The sequence below is a fragment of the Bacillus sp. FSL R7-0646 genome (assembly GCF_037969865.1).
In the GTDB taxonomy this organism is placed as follows: Bacteria; Bacillota; Bacilli; order Bacillales; family Bacillaceae; genus Bacillus; species Bacillus licheniformis.
On the sequence record NZ_CP150217.1, the window covers coordinates 947,272 to 964,596 of the forward strand.

Below are 17,325 nucleotides of genomic sequence, written 5' to 3' on the forward strand. Positions count from 1 at the left end.
AGAAAAACAGAGGTGAATACTTTGGCATTGCATGTCGTACTATATCAACCAGAAATTCCTGCAAACACAGGAAATATCGCACGGACTTGTGCAGCAACAGATGCAACACTTCATTTAATCAGACCGCTCGGCTTTTCAACCGACGATAAAATGCTCAAGCGGGCAGGTCTTGATTATTGGGAATTCGTCAATGTCGTCTACCACGACTCATTGGATGAATTGTTTGATGCCCATCCTGAAGGCCGTTTTTTCTTCATTACAAAGTTCGGTCAAAAACCGCACACTTCATTTGATTATTCAGATCAAAACGAAGATTACTTCTTTGTCTTCGGCAGAGAGACGAACGGCTTGCCGAAAGAGCTGATCGAACAAAACATGGATCGCTGTCTGCGCCTGCCGATGACAGAGCACGTCAGATCACTGAACTTATCAAACACTGCGGCAATCCTCGTGTATGAGGCGCTTCGCCAGCAGAATTACAGAGATTTGACTTAATAGGTAAAGAGCCCTTTTTCAAAAGGGGCTCTTTTTTTGTTTTCCAATGTAACAGTGTTATGTTACAATGTGTGTGAAGGAGCTGAAACAGATGGTTCAGGATGATTTAATTTCAAAAAAAGAGCTGCTGGATTTGACTTCGATCTCGTACGGACAGCTCTATAGATGGAAACGGAAAAATTTAATACCTGAAGAGTGGTTTATCCGGAAGTCTACGTTCACCGGACAAGAAACGTTTTTTCCGAGGGAAGACATTTTAAAAAGAATTGAAACCATTCAAAGCATGAAAGAAAACCTTTCCCTTGATGAGATGGCGGAAATGTTTTCGCCCGATTTGACCGAACTAAACGCGAGCCGCGGGGAGCTGCTAAAAAAAGGCATCGTTTCAGAAGCGGTCATGGCGTTTTTTGAAGAATGCACCGGAAAACGCGATCATCCATTTAATTTGACAGAAGCACTTGCGGCTTATGTGCTGGAAGGCTTGCTTCAATCCGGCGACATCAGCCTGGATGAAGGGAAAATGGTGCTGGATGTCATCATGTCGAACGAGGCGGAAAACAAGGGAAGGCTGCTTGTGCTCCGGAAGCTCGGCGTTGCAACATGTCTGATTGCCGAGGGCAGCATTGTGTTGGAAAAGGGAGTCAAGGTAGCCGCTGACATCAATCTGGCGGCGAGCAGTGAAGAATTGAAAACAAAATTCATGTAATTGGAGGATCAAAGATGGAGAATTTATTGATAAACGGATTCGGCAGTTCAGGCGGAGGCGCGTATCAAACGGTTGAGTTAAACGGCAAAGGTACGATTAACGGCGATATTGACTGCGAAAGGTTCAGCTGCAGCGGCACCGGGACTGTAAACGGAGACGTAAAAGCGGATGAGCTGAGAATCAGCGGCCATGCAAAACTAAACGGCGCCATCGAGGCTTCAAAGGTTAGAATTGATGGTTCTGCAAAAGTGGATGGCGATGTCGAAGCAGAAAAGCTTAAAATCTTAGGCTACGCCGGCATTAGCGGACATGTGAAAGGCGACGAAGCGATCGTTCGCGGAAAAACGTCGATCGGCAAAGACTGCCAAGTGGAACATTTTTCTGCAGAAGGCTATTTTACAATCGACGGGCTGTTAAACGCGGAGCAAATCGAAATTAAGGTTCACGGCGGCGAAAGTAAAGTGAAAGAAATCGGCTGCCGGAGGATCGTCTGCACTGCACATCAATCGAAGCTGTTCTCGTTTTTATCGGAGCTTATTTCTCCTCCAAGGCTGTCTGCCGAGCTGATTGAAGGGGATCATATCGAACTTGCCAATACGACCGCAAAAGTTGTCCGCGGCAATTCGGTTATCATCGGCGAAAATTGCGACATCGGCCTGATTGAGTATAAGGAAGATATCCGGGTGGCCGAAACGGCAAAAGTCGGAGAGAAAAGGAAATTATAGCGGAGGGATAGGACATGAAGAAACACGACTTGAAAATACACGGATCCGGAAGCGCGGGGGGCGGATCATTCCATCGTGTTCTCATTAGAGGTGAAGGAATGATCACGGGAAACATTGATTGCGAAAAATTCAGTACACACGGTACAAGCGAACTGTCAGGCGACGCGAAAATTAAAAGCTTTAGTGTACACGGGGAAACAGAGATCCGGGGGAGGCTGAAAGCTGACAAAGCCAGAGTATACGGCACGGCGGATGTTTCTGAGAACGCCGAGATCAGCGATGCAGCCGTGAAAGGCATCATCAATATCGGGGGAAATATGACGGCTGACACTTGCGATGTCAAAGGCGCCCTGAACGTAAGAGGCGATTGCGAGGCAGAGGATTTTAAACTGACGGGCAGCCTGGATGTAAAGGGCCTCCTGAACGCAGGTGTGATTGACATCGGCTTAAAGTACGGAAACAGTTCGATTGGCGATATCGGCGGTACGGATATTAAGATCGTCAATAAACGCGGGCTGTTGTTTAATAGAAACGGAGGTACTCTCTCGGCAGGGACGATTGAAGGAGACGATATTTACCTGGAAAACACGGCGGCCCGAATGGTCAGAGGAAACCGCGTGCATATAGGACCGGGATGCAAGATTGAGAAAGTTGAATACAAGAGCAGCTACCGGGTATCTCCGAAGTCTGAGGTAAATGAGGATCAACAGCAATAAAACAGTGTTATGTTGTGAAAAAAGGGATGGCTTTAAAAGTGAGCCATCCTTTTTTCTTTTTTAATTTTACTTTCCGGGTTTGCTTTCGTATCCGGCAGTAAATATGGATACGAGAAACGCGAGGATGACCCCCATCATGATCAGCGTTCTCATTAAAATCCCCCTCTCATCCTTGATCCCTTGTTGTCATCTGCACCGATGCGGCGAGCCGTTCCGCAGGAGCACATGCGGACGGAACTTTTCTGCTCTTATTATGAATGGTTTGCTCCAGCCTTGTCAATTCGAGGAAAGTACATTTCATTTTTCATATGAAAAGCATCTAAAGGGACATCTTCGCATAGAGTGAATGTAACAGTGATTCACTTGGCACCTTGCATTTATCATCATATAGGAGGTTCTTATGGATATATTAAAAAAGATTGAACAGTATAGAGAGGAAGAGCAGCGTCTGAAATGGGAAGGAACCTTCGCTGAATATCTGGAAATCGTAAGAGAAAATCCGACTGTCGCGCAATCTGCTCATTCCCGCGTTTACAATATGATTAAAGACAGCGGCATTGAAGAGAAAGACGGCAAAAAAGTATACAGCTTCTTTGACAAAGAGCTGTTTGGTCTTGAAGAGCCTTTGGAACGCCTTGTTGAAGAATACTTTCATCCGGCCGCGAAACGCCTTGATGTCAGAAAAAGAATCCTGCTTTTGATGGGGCCTGTCAGCGGGGGGAAATCGACTTTGGTCACCATGCTGAAAAGGGGGCTTGAAGCATACTCTCTTACAGATGAAGGGGCTGTCTATGCGATTAAGGGCTGCCCAATGCATGAAGATCCGCTTCATTTAATCCCTCAGCATCTGCGGGACGATTTTTACAATGAATACGGCATCCGCATTCAAGGAAACCTGTCCCCGTTGAACATGATGAGGCTTGAACAGGAATACGGCGGAAGAATAGAAGACGTGAAGGTTGAAAGAATCTTTTTTTCAGAGGATAAACGGACGGGGATCGGCACGTTCAGTCCGTCAGACCCTAAATCGCAGGATATCGCCGATCTGACGGGAAGCATTGATTTCTCGACGATTGCCGAATACGGATCGGAATCCGATCCGCGCGCATACCGGTTCGACGGAGAATTAAACAAAGCGAACAGAGGAATGATGGAATTTCAGGAAATGCTGAAATGCGATGAAAAATTCCTCTGGCACCTTTTATCGCTTACACAGGAAGGGAATTTCAAAGCGGGCCGGTTCGCGCTCATCTCAGCGGATGAATTGATCGTAGCCCACACGAATGAAACCGAATACCGTTCATTTATATCCAATAAGAAAAACGAGGCGCTCCATTCGCGGATTATCGTCATGCCGATTCCATATAATTTAAAAGTATCGGAAGAGGAAAGAATTTATGAGAAAATGATCGCTGAAAGCGATGTGTCTGATGTTCATATTGCGCCGCACACGCTAAAAGTGGCCGCGATGTTTTCAATTTTGACAAGGCTGAAGGAGCCGAAGAGGTCAGACATTGATCTCGTCAAAAAAATGAGGCTGTATGACGGAGAGAGCGTTGAAGGATACAATTCAGTCGATGTCGAGGATTTGAAAAAAGAATACACTGATGAAGGAATGAGCGGAATCGATCCGCGTTATGTCATCAACCGGATCTCGTCGACGATCATCCGCAAAAATATGGAGTCGATCAATGCGCTCGATGTCCTCCGTTCTTTAAAAGAAGGACTCGGCCAGCATCCGTCGATTTCGGCAGAAGACCGCGAGCGCTATTTGAACTTTATTTCCGCCGCCAGAAAAGAGTACGACGAAATGGCGAAGAAAGAAGTCCAAAAAGCGTTTGTATACTCTTATGAGGAGTCGGCGAAAACGCTGATGGACAATTATCTTGATAATGTCGAAGCGTACTGCAATAAAATTAAGCTCCGCGATCCGCTGACAGGAGAAGAGATGAATCCGGATGAAAAGCTGATGAGGTCAATAGAAGAACAAATCGGCATTTCCGAAAATGCGAAAAAGGCATTCCGAGAAGAAATTCTCATCCGCATTTCTGCCTATGCAAGAAAAGGGAAGCGATTTGATTATAATTCCCATGAGCGGCTCAGGGAAGCGATTCAGAAAAAGCTGTTTGCAGACTTGAAAGATGTCGTCAAAATCACGACGTCGACAAAAACGCCGGACGAACAGCAGCTCAAGAAAATCAACGAGGTCGTCGCCCGTCTCATTGATGAGCACGGCTACAACTCGACAAGCGCAAACGAACTCTTAAAATATGTAGGAAGCTTATTAAACCGGTAGCTTGAAGACCCGTCCGGAGAAGGGCGGGTCCTTTTGTCCCATTTTCAAAATTGTTTGTCAAAAGTTATTTGCACCTGCATAAGATAACAATAAACACTTTTAGACTTGCATCCGCAGGACTTTGACCTATAAACCGAAGCCATTTAAGGGGATTATCAATAAGGAGGGGAATTCATGTCCCATAAAGACAATGGCCATTTTATTATTTCTCAGGAAGACTGGTCCCTCCACCGAAAAGGGTATGATGACCAACAGCGTCACCAGAAAAAGGTGCAGGACGCGATCAAAAACAATCTGCCTGACCTGATTACAGAAGAAAGCATCATTATGTCCAACGGCAAAGATATTGTCAAAATTCCGATTCGCTCGTTGGATGAGTATAAAATCCGCTATAACTATGATAAAAATAAACATGCCGGCCAGGGAGACGGCGACAGCCAAGTAGGAGATATCGTCGCAAGGGACGGCTCTGATAAGCGGGGCGCCGGCAAAGGCCAGGGAGCGGGCGATCAGGCCGGTGAAGATTATTATGAAGCGGAAGTTTCGTTAATCGATTTGGAAGAGGCGCTCTTCAGCGAAATGGAGCTGCCGAATTTAGAACAGAAAGAGCGCGATGATATCGTTGTCGAAGATATTGAATTCAACGATATCCGCAAAACGGGTTTGACGGGCAACATCGATAAGAAAAGAACGATGCTCAGCGCATTTAAGCGAAACGCAATGACTGGAAAACCGTCGTTTTATCCAATCTATCCCGAAGACTTAAAATTTAAAACGTGGAATGACTCTGTAAAGCCTGAATCAAAAGCCGTTGTGCTCGCCATGATGGATACGAGCGGATCGATGGGCGTTTGGGAAAAATATATGGCGCGAAGTTTTTTCTTTTGGATGACACGTTTTTTACGGACAAAGTATGAAACGGTCGATATCGAGTTTATCGCCCATCATACAGAGGCCAAAGTGGTATCAGAAGAAGATTTCTTTTCGAAAGGGGAAAGCGGGGGAACAATTTGTTCATCTGTATACCGCAAATCCCTCGAGCTGATCGAAGACAAATACCATCCGACACGCTATAACATTTATCCGTTTCATTTTTCGGACGGCGATAATCTGACATCCGACAACGCGCGGTGCGTCAAGCTTGTCGGAGAGATTATGGAGAAAGCGAATATATTTTGCTACGGCGAAGTCAACCAGTACAACAGACATTCAACTTTAATGTCAGCCTACAAAAATATTAAAAATGAAAAATTCAAGTATTATGTGCTGAAACAGAAAGCCGATGTTTTTCAGGCTCTGAAGAGCTTCTTCAACAATGAAGAACGGCACCAATATACATGAAAAAACCTGAATTAAACCTCTGAACTGACCCGTTAAAATGAGACTTAGAAAAAACACCTATGCTGCCTGTCCCCTGTATTCCAGTGGGGACAGGTAGTTTAATTTTGCCTGAATTCGTACATGATTATATCGATACATGTATTGATTTACAATTTGTACTACTTTAGAATTGGATATAGATGCTCTACTTTGAGCGTTAAATCCTTCCGACTTTAGCGAGGAGTGAAAGGATTCAATGACGGCATTATCATGGCAGTTTCCTTTTCGAGACATGCTTGTGGTAATGCCTTTTTCTTTGGCCAAATTCTGATATGCATGTGAAGTATAGACAGATCCCTGGTCGCTATGAAGAAGTAACCCTACTGGTTTACGTAATTCTACAGCTTCCCTCAATATGTCTAATACTAGGTTAATATCTTGGCTCGTACCTATTTTGTAAGCCACTATTTCGTTGTTATATAAGTCCATAATCGTTGATAAATATAACATAGTCGAGCCATAAGGTAAGTAGGTAATGTCGGTTACCCATTTTTCATTTAATCGGCTTGCTTTAAAATTACGATTGAGAGTGTTCGGCACAATAATATTACTCTCACCACAAATGTACTTTTGTCGCTTCTTCTTAACTTGACACTGAATCTCAAACTTTTGCATAATTTTTTGTACAGTTTTGCGGTTTACATTTATCCCATACTTTCTGTTTAAGATGGATTTAATTTTACGATGACCATAGTGATAGAAGTTTTTCTTACACAGCTTGATTACTAGCTCTTCTAATGAAGTTAGCTCAACTTTTTTATACTTCTTTTTCCAACGGTAATATGTTGACTTAGGTATGCCTAATACTCCAAGAATATCAATTATTTTAAAAGTGGCTGAGAGTTCTTCTACAACTTGGACAATGACTCGTGGCTCCAACTCCTTTCGATCTCCTGGTACTTTTTTATAATTGCCAATTGAGCCTCTAGCTGTTTATTCTTTAGTTTTAATTCTTCTAGCTCACTCATTTCCTCCGATTCTTTACCGTAGGAATATTGTTTTCCAACTTGTTGCGAAAATCGATAGGTTTGGCCTGTTTTGTACCATCGCATCCATGTTTTAATTTGAGTCTTATTTTTTATCCCCAGTTGTTCCATTATTTCTTTGTTTGTCATTCCAGCTTGTTTCATTTTAATTACTTCCCATTTTACTTCTTCTGCGTAATGTACTCTTGTGCCCATAGAAAAACACCCTCCTAAGAATCATATTGTATTAATACGATTCAGGGGGTGTTTTTTCCTTGTCTCATTTATTTGGGTCTCTCCACTCCGCTGCCGGAGGTTTTTTGTTTGGAAAATATTTAAATCAAAATTTTAAGTGCAAGGTTATTGACATTCTTTATTACTTTAACTAATATTTAATCTTGTTAACTATTTATTTTGTTGTGCAGAGGTAAAAACAAATTTACCGTTTCCGATCTTTCTTGCTCAGTTTTGAACAACTTATTCAGTACACGTCCCGCAAGCTGCTGAGCAGGAAATAGGAAAAGCAAAACCGAGGGAGCCGTTCAAACCGGCTTCACCCAAAATATAAGGATATGAAAGGAGAAATAAAACATGAGCAAAGGACGTTTAATTGCGACGAACATTATCGGACTCATCATCGTGCTTGCCATCTTAGCAGGAGGTGCGTATTTCTATTATGACAGCATCAGCTATGTGAAAACCGATGAAGCGCACGTGGCAGGCGAGATGGCCGATATTACGGCGCCTGCATCAGGGAAGCTCGCAGATTGGGATTTGAAAGAAGGATCAAAAGTTTCGAAGGACGAAAAAACAGCGAAAATCAAAGGGGAACAAACGGTTGACGTGAAGTCGATCATGGACGGAACGATTGTCAAAAACGAAGCGAAGGAAGGCCAGATCGTACAAGCCGGTCAAACGCTTGCGAAAACAATCGACATGGATCATCTGTACATTACTGCTAACATTGAAGAAAACGACCTGAAAGACATCGAAAAAGGGGACAAAGTCGATATCGTCGTTGACGGTGATTCAGGCACTACATTTGAAGGAAATGTCGAAGAAATCGGCTATGCGACAAACTCAACATTTGACTTGCTTTCTCAAAGCAATTCAAGCGGAAACTACACGAAAGTAACGCAGAAAGTACCTGTGAAAATTTCAATCAAAAACCCGTCTGACAAAGTGCTGCCGGGAATGAACGCATCCGTGAAAATTTCAAAATAACCGGGGGAAATAAAAACGAGCGAAAGGAGGATGTCATAAGTGGCTTCTCAGAAAAAAGGAAATATGTCACTGCTTATCATATTAATGGCCGGCTTGTTTCTGGCCATTTTAAACCAAACGCTGCTGAATGTGGCGATGCCTCATCTCATGACAGAGTTCAATGTGAGCGCCACAACGATTCAATGGCTGACAACCGGATATATGCTTGTCAACGGCGTTTTGATTCCTTTATCAGCCTTTCTGATTATGCGGTTCGGCGGACGGAGCCTGTTTTTAACGGCCATGCTGCTGTTTACGGCCGGAACGCTGATATGCGGAATTTCGCCTAATTTCTCGACGATGTTAACCGGACGCCTCATTCAGGCAGTCGGCGGAGGCATACTTCAGCCTTTGGTCATGACGACGATTCTCTTTATCTTTCCTCCGGAAAGCCGCGGGAAAGGAATGGGGATCTTTGGCCTTGCGATGATGTTTGCTCCTGCTGTCGGTCCGACTCTATCCGGCTGGGTCATTGAAAACTACAGCTGGCGGATCATGTTTTACAGCCTTGTGCCGGTTGGTGTCATCGTCATCATTTTCGGTTTTTTCCTATTTAAAAATATGACGGAACCTAAAAAAATCAAATTGGATACAGCAGGCGCGATTCTTTCAGTCGTCGGATTTGCGGCGTTGCTGTATGGCGTGAGCGAAGCCGGCTCAGACGGCTGGGATGATCCGATCGTACTTTCTACAGTTGTGATCGGTGTAATCGGCATTGCCGCTTTTATCATCCAGCAGTTGAAATCGAAAGAACCGATGCTTGACTTCAGAGTGTTCAAATACGATATGTTTTCACTGTCAAGCGTGATCAACGCCATCATTACGGTTGCTTTGTATGCCGGAATGTTCCTGATTCCGATTTATTTGCAAAACCTGGTCGGTTTTACAGCGCTTCAGTCGGGGCTTCTTATGCTGCCGGGCGCACTCGTCATGCTTGTGATGTCGCCGATCTCAGGAATTTTATTTGATAAAGTCGGCCCAAGGCCGCTGGCGATTGTCGGTTTATTGATCACCGTTGTGACGACCTACGAATTTACGACGCTTACGATCGATACGCCGTATATGTACATCGTGCTGATCTATGCGATTCGGGCGTTTGGGATGTCTATGCTGATGATGCCGATTATGACTGCCGGCATGAACCAGCTTCCGCAGCATCTAAACAGCCACGGAACGGCGATGTCGAATACGCTTCGCCAAATCAGCGGTTCGATCGGAACGAGCTTGATCACGACGATTTATACGAATCGTACGACATTCCACTATGCATCAATGGCCGATCAGACAAATACGGCTGATCCGTCATTTATGAGCACATTGCAGTCAACGATTCAGTCAACCGCGCAATCGATGCATATATCTCTCGAACAAGCACAACAATATGTCGTGAAATATTTGACCGGACAGGCGCAGCTCAACTCGAACGTCATGGGTATTAATGACGCGTTTATGTGGGCGGCCGGGTTCTGTGTCATCGGTCTCGTTCTCAGCCTGTTTTTGAGGGATGTCAGAAAAGACAAGCTGCGCAGGAAGAACAAAGCGCAGGAGCTGACATTGCTTCCGGCTCCTAAAGAAGCGAAAGAATCTTAAAATGAGGAGGTTCTGACATGAAAATTTATGTTGTTTACGACAGTGAAGGCGAGCATACGAAAAAGCTGGCTGAAGCCATTGCAGAAGGCGCGGGGGAACATGATGCTGCAGACGTGCGGATCGATCATGTCAGCCAGGCGGATATTAGAAAGCTCGAAGAAATGGACGCTATCATCTGGGGATGCCCGGGCCATTTCGGTACAATCAGCTCCGGATTAAAAACTTGGATCGACAGGCTGGGCTACCTTTGGGCGGAAGGAAAGCTGATCAATAAGATCGGCGCAGTCTTCTGCACAACGGCGACGACCCACGGCGGTCTTGAGGCGACAATGCTCAACTTAATAACACCGATGCTTCATCAAGGCATGATGGTCGTCGGCTTGCCTGGAAATGTACCTGAAAATGCTTTATACGGGTCTTATTACGGTGCAGGCATCACGTGTCCTGTCGACAGTGACGAATTGATCGGCGAGGAAGGCCTGGAGCTGGGCCGGGCTTTAGGCAGACGCGTCGCCCAGGTGACAGACCGCTTTACAGCAGGACAGTGAGGAGCGATTTGACATGACCATTATACTGACCATCATCGCTGCTGTCCTCGTCATTATCGGTCTGGTGGTATTTAATGTGCGGTCGGCGTCTTCTCAGGATAAACCCGAACATGAGGATAAAGCTGCATCTGCGGCTGGCATTCCTCAGGTTCAGGAAGAAGAAGAGCCTGAGCAGGTTAAAGCCGATCAGCAAGATCCGTTCGAAATGAATGATCAAACCTATCGGGCGATCCTGCAAAAACTTCAACAACCAAAAGAGGAAAAAAAATATCCCGAGAAGACGGAAATGGACGATATGGATTACCGAAACGCATTAAAATCCATGAAAAAACGGGAACAGGATTAAAGGCAAATTCGCTGGGCACCAGCGGGTTTGCTTTTTTATTTGCGCTTTTTTTGCAATATTACTTCCGATTCCCCCCGCACTACTGATGCAGTACTCTGATACAGCTCGGTCTGGAAGGGAAGACGCAGCTTTAGTTATAAATTCGAACAACAATGCGTTATTGCTGTTGTATACCAATTGATATTTCGCGCCGTTTATTCATTTTCGAGCTGATTGTCAGAAACGTTCTGATCCGAAGCAGCAACAGCCTGTTTTCCGCGTCATTTGCTTCTCGTCAATATCGCTGTCTGTTTAGGCTGCGTGTTTTTTTCCACATGAGTGATGTTCTTTCGAACGATAGATGAGCGCTCAGAAAATATTCGGCTATCAAAAAATCATCCGGGACATTTCCTTGTTGATCTACGATGCTTATGGATTATTCGAGGCGCTGTTCATCAAGAGCGGCTTATTCCAGAAAGTGCAGAGATTCTGGAGCATTTCTTTAAATGCTGATTTCAAATTTCATGATGAACAGCCAGAAAGGAGACGAAGAACGTCTCTATTTAACAGAGCTTGATATGTTCTGCGTCCATTTCGGGTCAAGGATATATTCACTATTATGAAACCAATTTTTCCGATTTCCGTATAAACAAAGCGTGGAACCTGTTAAAGGACAAGAAAAATCGACAGGGATATAAAAATCGGCAAGCTTTCCAAAGGGAACCGGGGCAGGCTGAAGCTAGCGCTCACATTGGCGAGCGATGCAGCGGTCGTGCTGTTTGATGAACCATCCGGTCTCCGATGGTGAGGGAGTCGACAGTCAAAAGCCTTCTTACATATTTGGAGCTTGACAAGCAGACAATCGCCATCGCCACCTATGAAATTGAACAAATATTGGATGTCGTCTTAAATGGCCGAATTGAAGCAAAAAAGGATGTCGAACAGCTGCGCGAGGAATCCGGAATGTCGCTTTTGGAATGGCTGAAACGGTTTATTAAAGAAAAAAATTGAAAAAGCGGGAGGAGAAACATTGGAAACACTTTTGGAATTAAAAAATGTATCAAAAACGATCAGGGGGAAAAAGATCATCGAGGGCTTGAGTTTTGACGTGCGGGCAGGCGAGATATTCGGCTTCCTGGGGCCGAACGGCGCCGGAAAAACGACGACGATCCGGATGATTGTCGGACATATGAGCATTACCGCCGGTGAAATCGCCGTGTGCGGCGTCAGCGTAAAAGAAAACTTTGAAAAGGCTGCACGGCATATCGGAGCGATCGTTGAAAACCCGGAGCTTTATAAATTTTTAACGGGCTACCAAAACCTTCAGCAATACGCGCGCATGACGAAAGGCGTGACGAAAAAGAAAATTGACGAAATCGTCGAGCTCGTCGGATTGAAAAACAGGATCAACGACAAGGTCAAAACGTATTCGTTAGGAATGAGACAAAGGCTTGGCCTTGCCCAAAGCCTTTTGCACGATCCAAAGCTGTTGATTCTCGATGAGCCGACGAACGGGCTTGATCCGGCAGGTATCCGGGAAATCCGTGACTATTTAAGAAAGCTGACGAGAGAAAAGGGAATGGCGGTCATCGTTTCAAGCCACCTGCTTTCAGAAATGGAGCTGATGTGCGACAGGATCGCCATTATTCAAAACGGAAAGCTCCGGGATATTCAGCATGTGCACGGACCCGCTCGGGATGAGAAGAAGCGCTATTATATTCAAGCGGACGACACCCAGGCTCTCACACGGGAAGCGGCTGCTTTCAGAAAGGTGAAGGTTGACGAAGCGGAAGGCGGGATAGAGCTCAGCATTCAAAAGGATGAAGTGCCTGATTTGATTAAACACTTGACAGACAGCGGTGTTCGCTTATATGAAGTGAAGGCTGTGAACAAATCGCTGGAAGACCGATTCCTGGAAATCACCGCAGATAAGGAGGAAGCTCAGCATGTTTAATCTCATCGTAAATGAATGGATCAAAATTTTTAATCGAAAAGGCACATACGTCATGATCGGAATTTTGCTGTTAGCTGTCATCGGGCTGGGCGTTCTCACAAAGACGATCGGAGAGACAGACCAAAACACGGACTGGAAAAAGGAATTGGCGCAGGAAAATAAGGACATGAAGGAACAGCTTAAAGGGAACAGCAATCCAACACTTGAAAAAAATTATGAACAGTCGATCGCAATTAATGAGTATCGAATCAAGCACGATTTACCGGCAGATGGGGATTATTCAGCTCTGTCTTTCATCAGCGATACGAGCGGGCTCATCTCGCTCGCCGGTTTGTTTGTAATCACGGTGGCGGCGGGAATCGTTGCGAATGAATTCAGCTGGGGAACGGTGAAGCTGCTTGTCATCAGGCCGATCAGCCGCTTTAAAATCCTGCTGGCAAAATATTTTACGGTCCTGCTTTTCGCATTGGCTTTGCTTTTCATTCTGTTCGCAAGCGCAGGGATCACAGGCCTTGCTTTATTCGGGGCAGGCGACAGCAGCCAGGTTCACTTGGTGTATGTCGGTGGAACGGTTGAAGAAAAAAGCCTGCTATTGCATTTGGCCGGCAGCTATTTGCTGAATTCGATTTCGCTTTTGATGATGGCGACAATGGCCTTTATGATTTCAGCGGTTTTCAGAAACAGCTCGCTCGCCGTAGGTATTTCGATTTTCCTTTTGGTTATGGGCGGAACGGTGACAGGCCTGCTCGCGACGAAATTTGCTTGGGCGAAATACATCCTGTTTGCCAACACGGACCTCACTCAATACTTTGACGGATCTCCGGTTGTTTCAGACATGACGCTGGGATTCTCGATTGTGATGCTGGCTGTCTATTTTATCGTTTTTCATGTGCTCGCCTTTGTTGTATTCACAAAGAGAGACATCGCTTCATAAGCGGTATACGTTTAAAAAAAGCCTGACACCGGTTTCCGGGCGTCAGGCTTTTTTTAAATATAAAAAGACTGCTGACATTCGGTCAGCAGTCCTGTATGAAGATCAGCGGTTCACAGCTTACGCTTTTGTTACGTTAGCAGCTTGTGGTCCGCGGTTTCCTTCAACGATTTCGAAAGATACAGATTGGCCTTCTTCCAAAGTTTTGAAGCCTTCGCCTTGAATAGCAGAGAAATGAACGAATACATCGTCTTGTCCTTCAACTTCGATGAATCCGAAACCTTTTTCAGAGTTAAACCATTTTACTTTACCTTCTAGCATGAAATTTCCTCCTAAAGCGATAACGCTTAAATTCACTATTCTTGCTCTAAAACAAACTTCCAAGACGAAAACTCTTACAAAACTTTCTTCTTAAAGATAGTTCGAACAAAAATAATTACCTTTACTTTACCAGTGTTTAAACGAAATTACAACTGCTAAACACAATTTTTTTAAAAAAAGTGAAATTTAATGCTCAGGGTGAAAAACAATGAGTAAAAAGGGAGTTTTTGAAATTTTCACGAATCTGATTGACAACATTTCAAAGAAGCTGTAAAGTTAGGTAAAACTTCATGCAACTATACTTCTTATTCAGAGAGGCGGAGGGAATTGGCCCTGTGAAACCTCGGCAGCGGGTTCTGCATACAGCAGAATACTGTGCCACATCCAACAAGCCGTACGGGCTTGGAAGATAAGAAGAGAGCGGACTCACTCTATTTACTTTGTGTCGTCAAAGGCTTCTTCTTATTTTTTAAGAGGAAGCCTTTTTTGTTAGCCCTAAAAGAGGAGGAGATCATCATGATTACATTTGAAGGCGTTGAAAAGGTCTATGAAAGCGGCGGACAGAAGGTCCATGCGCTCAATGGAATCGACCTTCATGTGGATAAAGGGGAAATATACGGCGTCATCGGCTTCAGCGGCGCAGGAAAAAGCACGCTGATCCGCTGTGTGAACTTCCTTGAAAAACCGACGGCCGGAAAGGTTTTCGTCGGCGGAAGAGACTTAATGTCCCTGTCGAAAGCTGAGATACGAACTGTGAAAAGGAAGATCGGCATGGTTTTTCAGCATTTTAACCTGTTAAATTCAAAGACGATTTTCGCTAATGTCGCTGAGCCGCTTGCGCTTGTTAAAACACCGAAAGCCGACATAAAGAAAAAAGTGACGGAGCTGCTCCGTTTTGTCGGACTTGAGGATAAAGCCCGCGATTATCCGGATCAGCTTTCGGGCGGACAAAAGCAGCGCGTCGGGATTGCCCGGGCGCTGGCGACAAATCCGGAGGTTCTGCTCTGTGATGAAGCGACATCAGCGCTTGACCCGCAGACGACCGGCGATATTTTGAAGCTGCTGAAGCGCGTCAATGAACAATATAACATCACGATTCTGTTAATCACTCATGAAATGAATGTGGCAAAAGAAATCTGCGACAAAGTTGCGGTAATTGAAAAAGGAAGAATCATTGAATCCGGCAGTGTGTTTGACGTATTTTCCGCGCCGGAAACCGAAACGGCCAAAAGCTTTGTCAAATCAGCCATCGACCACGAGATACCTGAATCGATTCAAAAATTAAATCTGAAGCACCTCTACCAGCTTCAATTTGTCGGCGAATCTTCTGGGAAGCCTTTTCTTTCTCAAGTGTCAAAGCGGTATGACGTAGAAGTCAACATTCTGCACGGAACGATTACAGAGCTTCAGGGAATTCCGTTTGGCAGCATGACGGTCGAGCTGCAGGGGGAAGATGGTGAAATCGGGCGGGCGCTCGAATATATACGCAGGGAAAACATTCGCATCAGGGAGGTATAAGCATGCTAGTTACATATGACCAAATCATTGACGCACTGGTTCAGACGATTCAAATGACGGTTTTTTCGCTTTTATTTTCAAGCGTGATCGGCATTCCGCTCGGCATTTTGCTGGTAGTCACAAGAAAGGGGCATCTGCTTGAGAATCCGGCAGTTTTTACGTTTGTCAATATGATCATTAACATTTTCCGGTCCGTCCCGTTTATCATTTTAATGGTTGCTTTAATTCCAGTGACAAGGCTGATTGTAGGGACGTCGATCGGCACATCGGCAGCGATTGTTCCCTTGACTTTTTATGCGGGGCCTTACATCGCTAGACTCGTCGAGAACTCTCTGCTTGAAGTGGATCCGGGAGTCATTGAAGCCGCTGAAGCAATGGGAGCGACTCCGAGACAGATCATCTTCAGGTTTCTGATTCCAGAAGCGCTCGGTTCGCTTGTGCTGAGTTTTACGGTGGCAACGGTCGGATTGGTCGGGGCGTCGGCGATGGCTGGTGCGATTGGTGCAGGCGGTCTTGGGGATTTGGCGATCACATACGGCTATCAAAGATTTGACACGCTGACGATGATCATCACGGTTGCAATTCTCGTCATCGTAGTGCAAGGATTGCAGACATCCGGAAACGTTCTGTCAAAAAAATTGAGAAGAAGATAGACAGAGAGGGAGACGGCTATTATGAAAAAATTTGCATGTGTTGTGATCTTCCTGCTGCTTGCGGCAGTGATCGCGGGGTGCGCGGCAGACTCTGATGCGAAAACCATTAAAATCGGCATCAGCGGAACGGATACGAGAATTTGGGACTTTGTGAAGAAAAAAGCCGAAAAAGAAGGCTTAAAGCTTGAAATCGTCAAATACTCCGACTATGTTCAGCCAAACCAGGCTTTGGCGAGCGGCGACATTGACGCCAACGCTTTTCAGACGATATCCTACTTTAATGCATTCAAAAAGGAACGCAACCTTGAATTATCGCCGGTCGGCACAACGATCATCGCTCCGATGGGCATTTATTCCGAGAAATATGATTCGCCTGGCGATATACCAAACGGCGCGGAAATTGCCGTTCCAAGCGAAGCGACGAACATGGGCAGAGCCTTGCTTCTGCTGGAGTCCGCCGGCCTGCTTCAATTAAAGGACGGATTTGACGGAAATGGAACGCTTGATGCAATTAAAGAAAATCCTAAAAAACTCAAAATCACAACGGTGGCCGCAGAGCAAACGCCGCGCGTGCTTGCCGATGTCGCTGCATCCGTCATCAACAACGGCATAGCGGTTGACGCCGGCTTCCATCCTGTCAAAGATTCGATCAAACTGGAAGATGAAACAGCGACACCGTACATCAACATTATTGCGGCCAGAACAGAAGACCGGGATCGCGAAGATTTGAAAAAGATCGTCGAGCTGTATCAAGCAGACGACACTGCTGAATTGATTAAAAAAGAATTTGACGGAGCACAGCTGCCGACTTTCGTTCCTCTAAAAGACATCGGCGAATAAAATGTCAGTCGCGCAATTGCTTCCCGGGTCATATATTGAAATACATCGATAATTCCTACTTGACCAATCAGGTTTGTTGTACTATAGTTTTTAAATGTA

General features: G+C 45.1%; 18 protein-coding genes and 1 riboswitch. Of the genes, 16 read left to right on the forward strand and 2 right to left on the reverse strand.

What is annotated here, in order from left to right; translation table 11 throughout:
• Positions 1-12: 12 nt before the first annotated feature.
• The 6 genes from trmL to yhbH all read left to right on the forward strand — a co-directional run bounded on the left by trmL (position 13) and on the right by yhbH (position 6,279).
• The gene (gene trmL / locus MKY62_RS04750; RefSeq protein WP_085960399.1) at positions 13-495 is read left to right on the forward strand and encodes a tRNA (uridine(34)/cytosine(34)/5-carboxymethylaminomethyluridine(34)-2'-O)-methyltransferase TrmL; all 483 of its coding nucleotides are present in this window, start codon (positions 13-15) and stop codon (positions 493-495) included.
• A gap of 91 nt (positions 496-586) precedes the next feature.
• The gene (locus MKY62_RS04755) at positions 587-1,201 is read left to right on the forward strand and encodes a YhbD family protein (protein WP_003180021.1); all 615 of its coding nucleotides are present in this window, start codon (positions 587-589) and stop codon (positions 1,199-1,201) included.
• 14 nt (positions 1,202-1,215) lie between these two features.
• Complete coding sequence (locus MKY62_RS04760; protein ID WP_003180023.1) at positions 1,216-1,926, forward strand: polymer-forming cytoskeletal protein; 711 nt, start codon at positions 1,216-1,218, stop codon at positions 1,924-1,926.
• Positions 1,927-1,940: 14 nt separating this feature from the next.
• Entirely contained in the window at positions 1,941-2,642 is a 702-nt protein-coding gene (locus MKY62_RS04765) for a hypothetical protein (RefSeq protein ID WP_003180026.1), read from the forward strand.
• 400 nt (positions 2,643-3,042) lie between these two features.
• Complete coding sequence (prkA, locus tag MKY62_RS04770; RefSeq protein ID WP_003180029.1) at positions 3,043-4,938, forward strand: serine/threonine protein kinase PrkA; 1,896 nt, start codon at positions 3,043-3,045, stop codon at positions 4,936-4,938.
• A 174-nt stretch (positions 4,939-5,112) separates the two neighbouring features.
• Complete coding sequence (gene yhbH, locus MKY62_RS04775) at positions 5,113-6,279, forward strand: sporulation protein YhbH (protein WP_003180030.1); 1,167 nt, start codon at positions 5,113-5,115, stop codon at positions 6,277-6,279.
• A 57-nt stretch (positions 6,280-6,336) separates the two neighbouring features.
• Here yhbH and MKY62_RS04780 read toward each other — a convergent pair.
• Positions 6,337-7,499, reverse strand: a protein-coding gene (locus MKY62_RS04780) for an IS3 family transposase (RefSeq protein WP_144620601.1) whose coding sequence is annotated in 2 segments (ribosomal slippage) — positions 6,337-7,223 and positions 7,223-7,499 — 1,164 coding nt in all. Because the reading frame shifts where the segments join, the coding sequence is not laid out codon by codon here.
• A gap of 375 nt (positions 7,500-7,874) precedes the next feature.
• On the opposite strand from MKY62_RS04780, the gene MKY62_RS04785 reads away from it, so the two are divergent.
• The 7 genes from MKY62_RS04785 (at position 7,875) to MKY62_RS04815 (ending at position 13,897) form a co-directional block, all read left to right on the forward strand.
• Positions 7,875-8,507 (forward strand): HlyD family efflux transporter periplasmic adaptor subunit, encoded by a 633-nt coding sequence (locus MKY62_RS04785; RefSeq protein WP_003180031.1) that lies wholly within the window; start codon positions 7,875-7,877, stop codon positions 8,505-8,507.
• Between the two features lie 39 nt (positions 8,508-8,546).
• Positions 8,547-10,136 (forward strand): DHA2 family efflux MFS transporter permease subunit, encoded by a 1,590-nt coding sequence (locus MKY62_RS04790; RefSeq protein ID WP_003180032.1) that lies wholly within the window; start codon positions 8,547-8,549, stop codon positions 10,134-10,136.
• 17 nt (positions 10,137-10,153) lie between these two features.
• Entirely contained in the window at positions 10,154-10,684 is a 531-nt protein-coding gene (locus MKY62_RS04795) for an NAD(P)H-dependent oxidoreductase (RefSeq protein WP_003180033.1), read from the forward strand.
• A 13-nt stretch (positions 10,685-10,697) separates the two neighbouring features.
• Positions 10,698-11,030, forward strand: coding sequence for a hypothetical protein (locus MKY62_RS04800; RefSeq protein ID WP_003180034.1), 333 nt, complete (start codon positions 10,698-10,700; stop codon positions 11,028-11,030).
• A gap of 780 nt (positions 11,031-11,810) precedes the next feature.
• Complete coding sequence (locus MKY62_RS04805; protein WP_003180037.1) at positions 11,811-12,020, forward strand: hypothetical protein; 210 nt, start codon at positions 11,811-11,813, stop codon at positions 12,018-12,020.
• A gap of 19 nt (positions 12,021-12,039) precedes the next feature.
• Positions 12,040-12,963 carry an ABC transporter ATP-binding protein gene (locus tag MKY62_RS04810; protein ID WP_003180039.1) on the forward strand — a complete coding sequence of 308 codons (924 nt, stop codon included), beginning with the start codon at positions 12,040-12,042 and terminating at the stop codon, positions 12,961-12,963.
• On the forward strand, positions 12,956-13,897 hold the full coding sequence (locus tag MKY62_RS04815) for an ABC transporter permease (protein ID WP_003180041.1): 942 nt from the start codon (positions 12,956-12,958) through the stop codon (positions 13,895-13,897). The genes MKY62_RS04810 and MKY62_RS04815 overlap by 8 nt, the downstream gene beginning before the upstream one ends.
• A gap of 117 nt (positions 13,898-14,014) precedes the next feature.
• Here MKY62_RS04815 and cspB read toward each other — a convergent pair whose 3' ends face one another.
• Positions 14,015-14,215 carry a cold shock-like protein CspB gene (cspB, locus tag MKY62_RS04820; protein ID WP_003155376.1) on the reverse strand — a complete coding sequence of 67 codons (201 nt, stop codon included), beginning with the start codon at positions 14,213-14,215 and terminating at the stop codon, positions 14,015-14,017.
• A gap of 302 nt (positions 14,216-14,517) precedes the next feature.
• Positions 14,518-14,631: riboswitch (SAM riboswitch) on the forward strand.
• 100 nt (positions 14,632-14,731) lie between these two features.
• Between cspB and MKY62_RS04825 the strand changes: the two genes are divergently transcribed.
• Genes MKY62_RS04825 through MKY62_RS04835 form a run of 3 tightly spaced genes read left to right on the forward strand, consistent with a single transcriptional unit; the run spans position 14,732 to position 17,226 of the window.
• A complete protein-coding gene (locus MKY62_RS04825; protein WP_003180043.1) occupies positions 14,732-15,733 on the forward strand; it encodes a methionine ABC transporter ATP-binding protein in 1,002 nt (333 codons plus the stop codon).
• A gap of 2 nt (positions 15,734-15,735) precedes the next feature.
• Entirely contained in the window at positions 15,736-16,386 is a 651-nt protein-coding gene (locus MKY62_RS04830) for a methionine ABC transporter permease (protein WP_003180045.1), read from the forward strand.
• 21 nt (positions 16,387-16,407) lie between these two features.
• A complete protein-coding gene (locus MKY62_RS04835) occupies positions 16,408-17,226 on the forward strand; it encodes a MetQ/NlpA family ABC transporter substrate-binding protein (protein WP_003180047.1) in 819 nt (272 codons plus the stop codon).
• Positions 17,227-17,325 lie beyond the last annotated feature (99 nt).

Excerpts from the sequence above, each read along its gene's own strand:
- MKY62_RS04755 (WP_003180021.1), top strand. The coding sequence starts at position 587 with ATGGTTCAGGATGATTTAATTTCAAAAAAAGAGCTGCTGGATTTGACT.
- MKY62_RS04765 (WP_003180026.1), top strand. The coding sequence starts at position 1,941 with ATGAAGAAACACGACTTGAAAATACACGGATCCGGAAGCGCGGGGGGC.
- prkA (WP_003180029.1), top strand. The coding sequence starts at position 3,043 with ATGGATATATTAAAAAAGATTGAACAGTATAGAGAGGAAGAGCAGCGT.
- MKY62_RS04800 (WP_003180034.1), top strand. The coding sequence starts at position 10,698 with ATGACCATTATACTGACCATCATCGCTGCTGTCCTCGTCATTATCGGT.
- MKY62_RS04785 (WP_003180031.1), top strand. The coding sequence starts at position 7,875 with ATGAGCAAAGGACGTTTAATTGCGACGAACATTATCGGACTCATCATC.
- MKY62_RS04815 (WP_003180041.1), top strand. The coding sequence starts at position 12,956 with ATGTTTAATCTCATCGTAAATGAATGGATCAAAATTTTTAATCGAAAA.
- MKY62_RS04830 (WP_003180045.1), top strand. The coding sequence starts at position 15,736 with ATGCTAGTTACATATGACCAAATCATTGACGCACTGGTTCAGACGATT.
- MKY62_RS04760 (WP_003180023.1), top strand. The coding sequence starts at position 1,216 with ATGGAGAATTTATTGATAAACGGATTCGGCAGTTCAGGCGGAGGCGCG.
- MKY62_RS04795 (WP_003180033.1), top strand. The coding sequence starts at position 10,154 with ATGAAAATTTATGTTGTTTACGACAGTGAAGGCGAGCATACGAAAAAG.
- yhbH (WP_003180030.1), top strand. The coding sequence starts at position 5,113 with ATGTCCCATAAAGACAATGGCCATTTTATTATTTCTCAGGAAGACTGG.
- MKY62_RS04825 (WP_003180043.1), top strand. The coding sequence starts at position 14,732 with ATGATTACATTTGAAGGCGTTGAAAAGGTCTATGAAAGCGGCGGACAG.
- MKY62_RS04835 (WP_003180047.1), top strand. The coding sequence starts at position 16,408 with ATGAAAAAATTTGCATGTGTTGTGATCTTCCTGCTGCTTGCGGCAGTG.
- MKY62_RS04805 (WP_003180037.1), top strand. The coding sequence starts at position 11,811 with ATGGTGAGGGAGTCGACAGTCAAAAGCCTTCTTACATATTTGGAGCTT.
- cspB (WP_003155376.1), bottom strand. The coding sequence starts at position 14,215 with ATGCTAGAAGGTAAAGTAAAATGGTTTAACTCTGAAAAAGGTTTCGGA.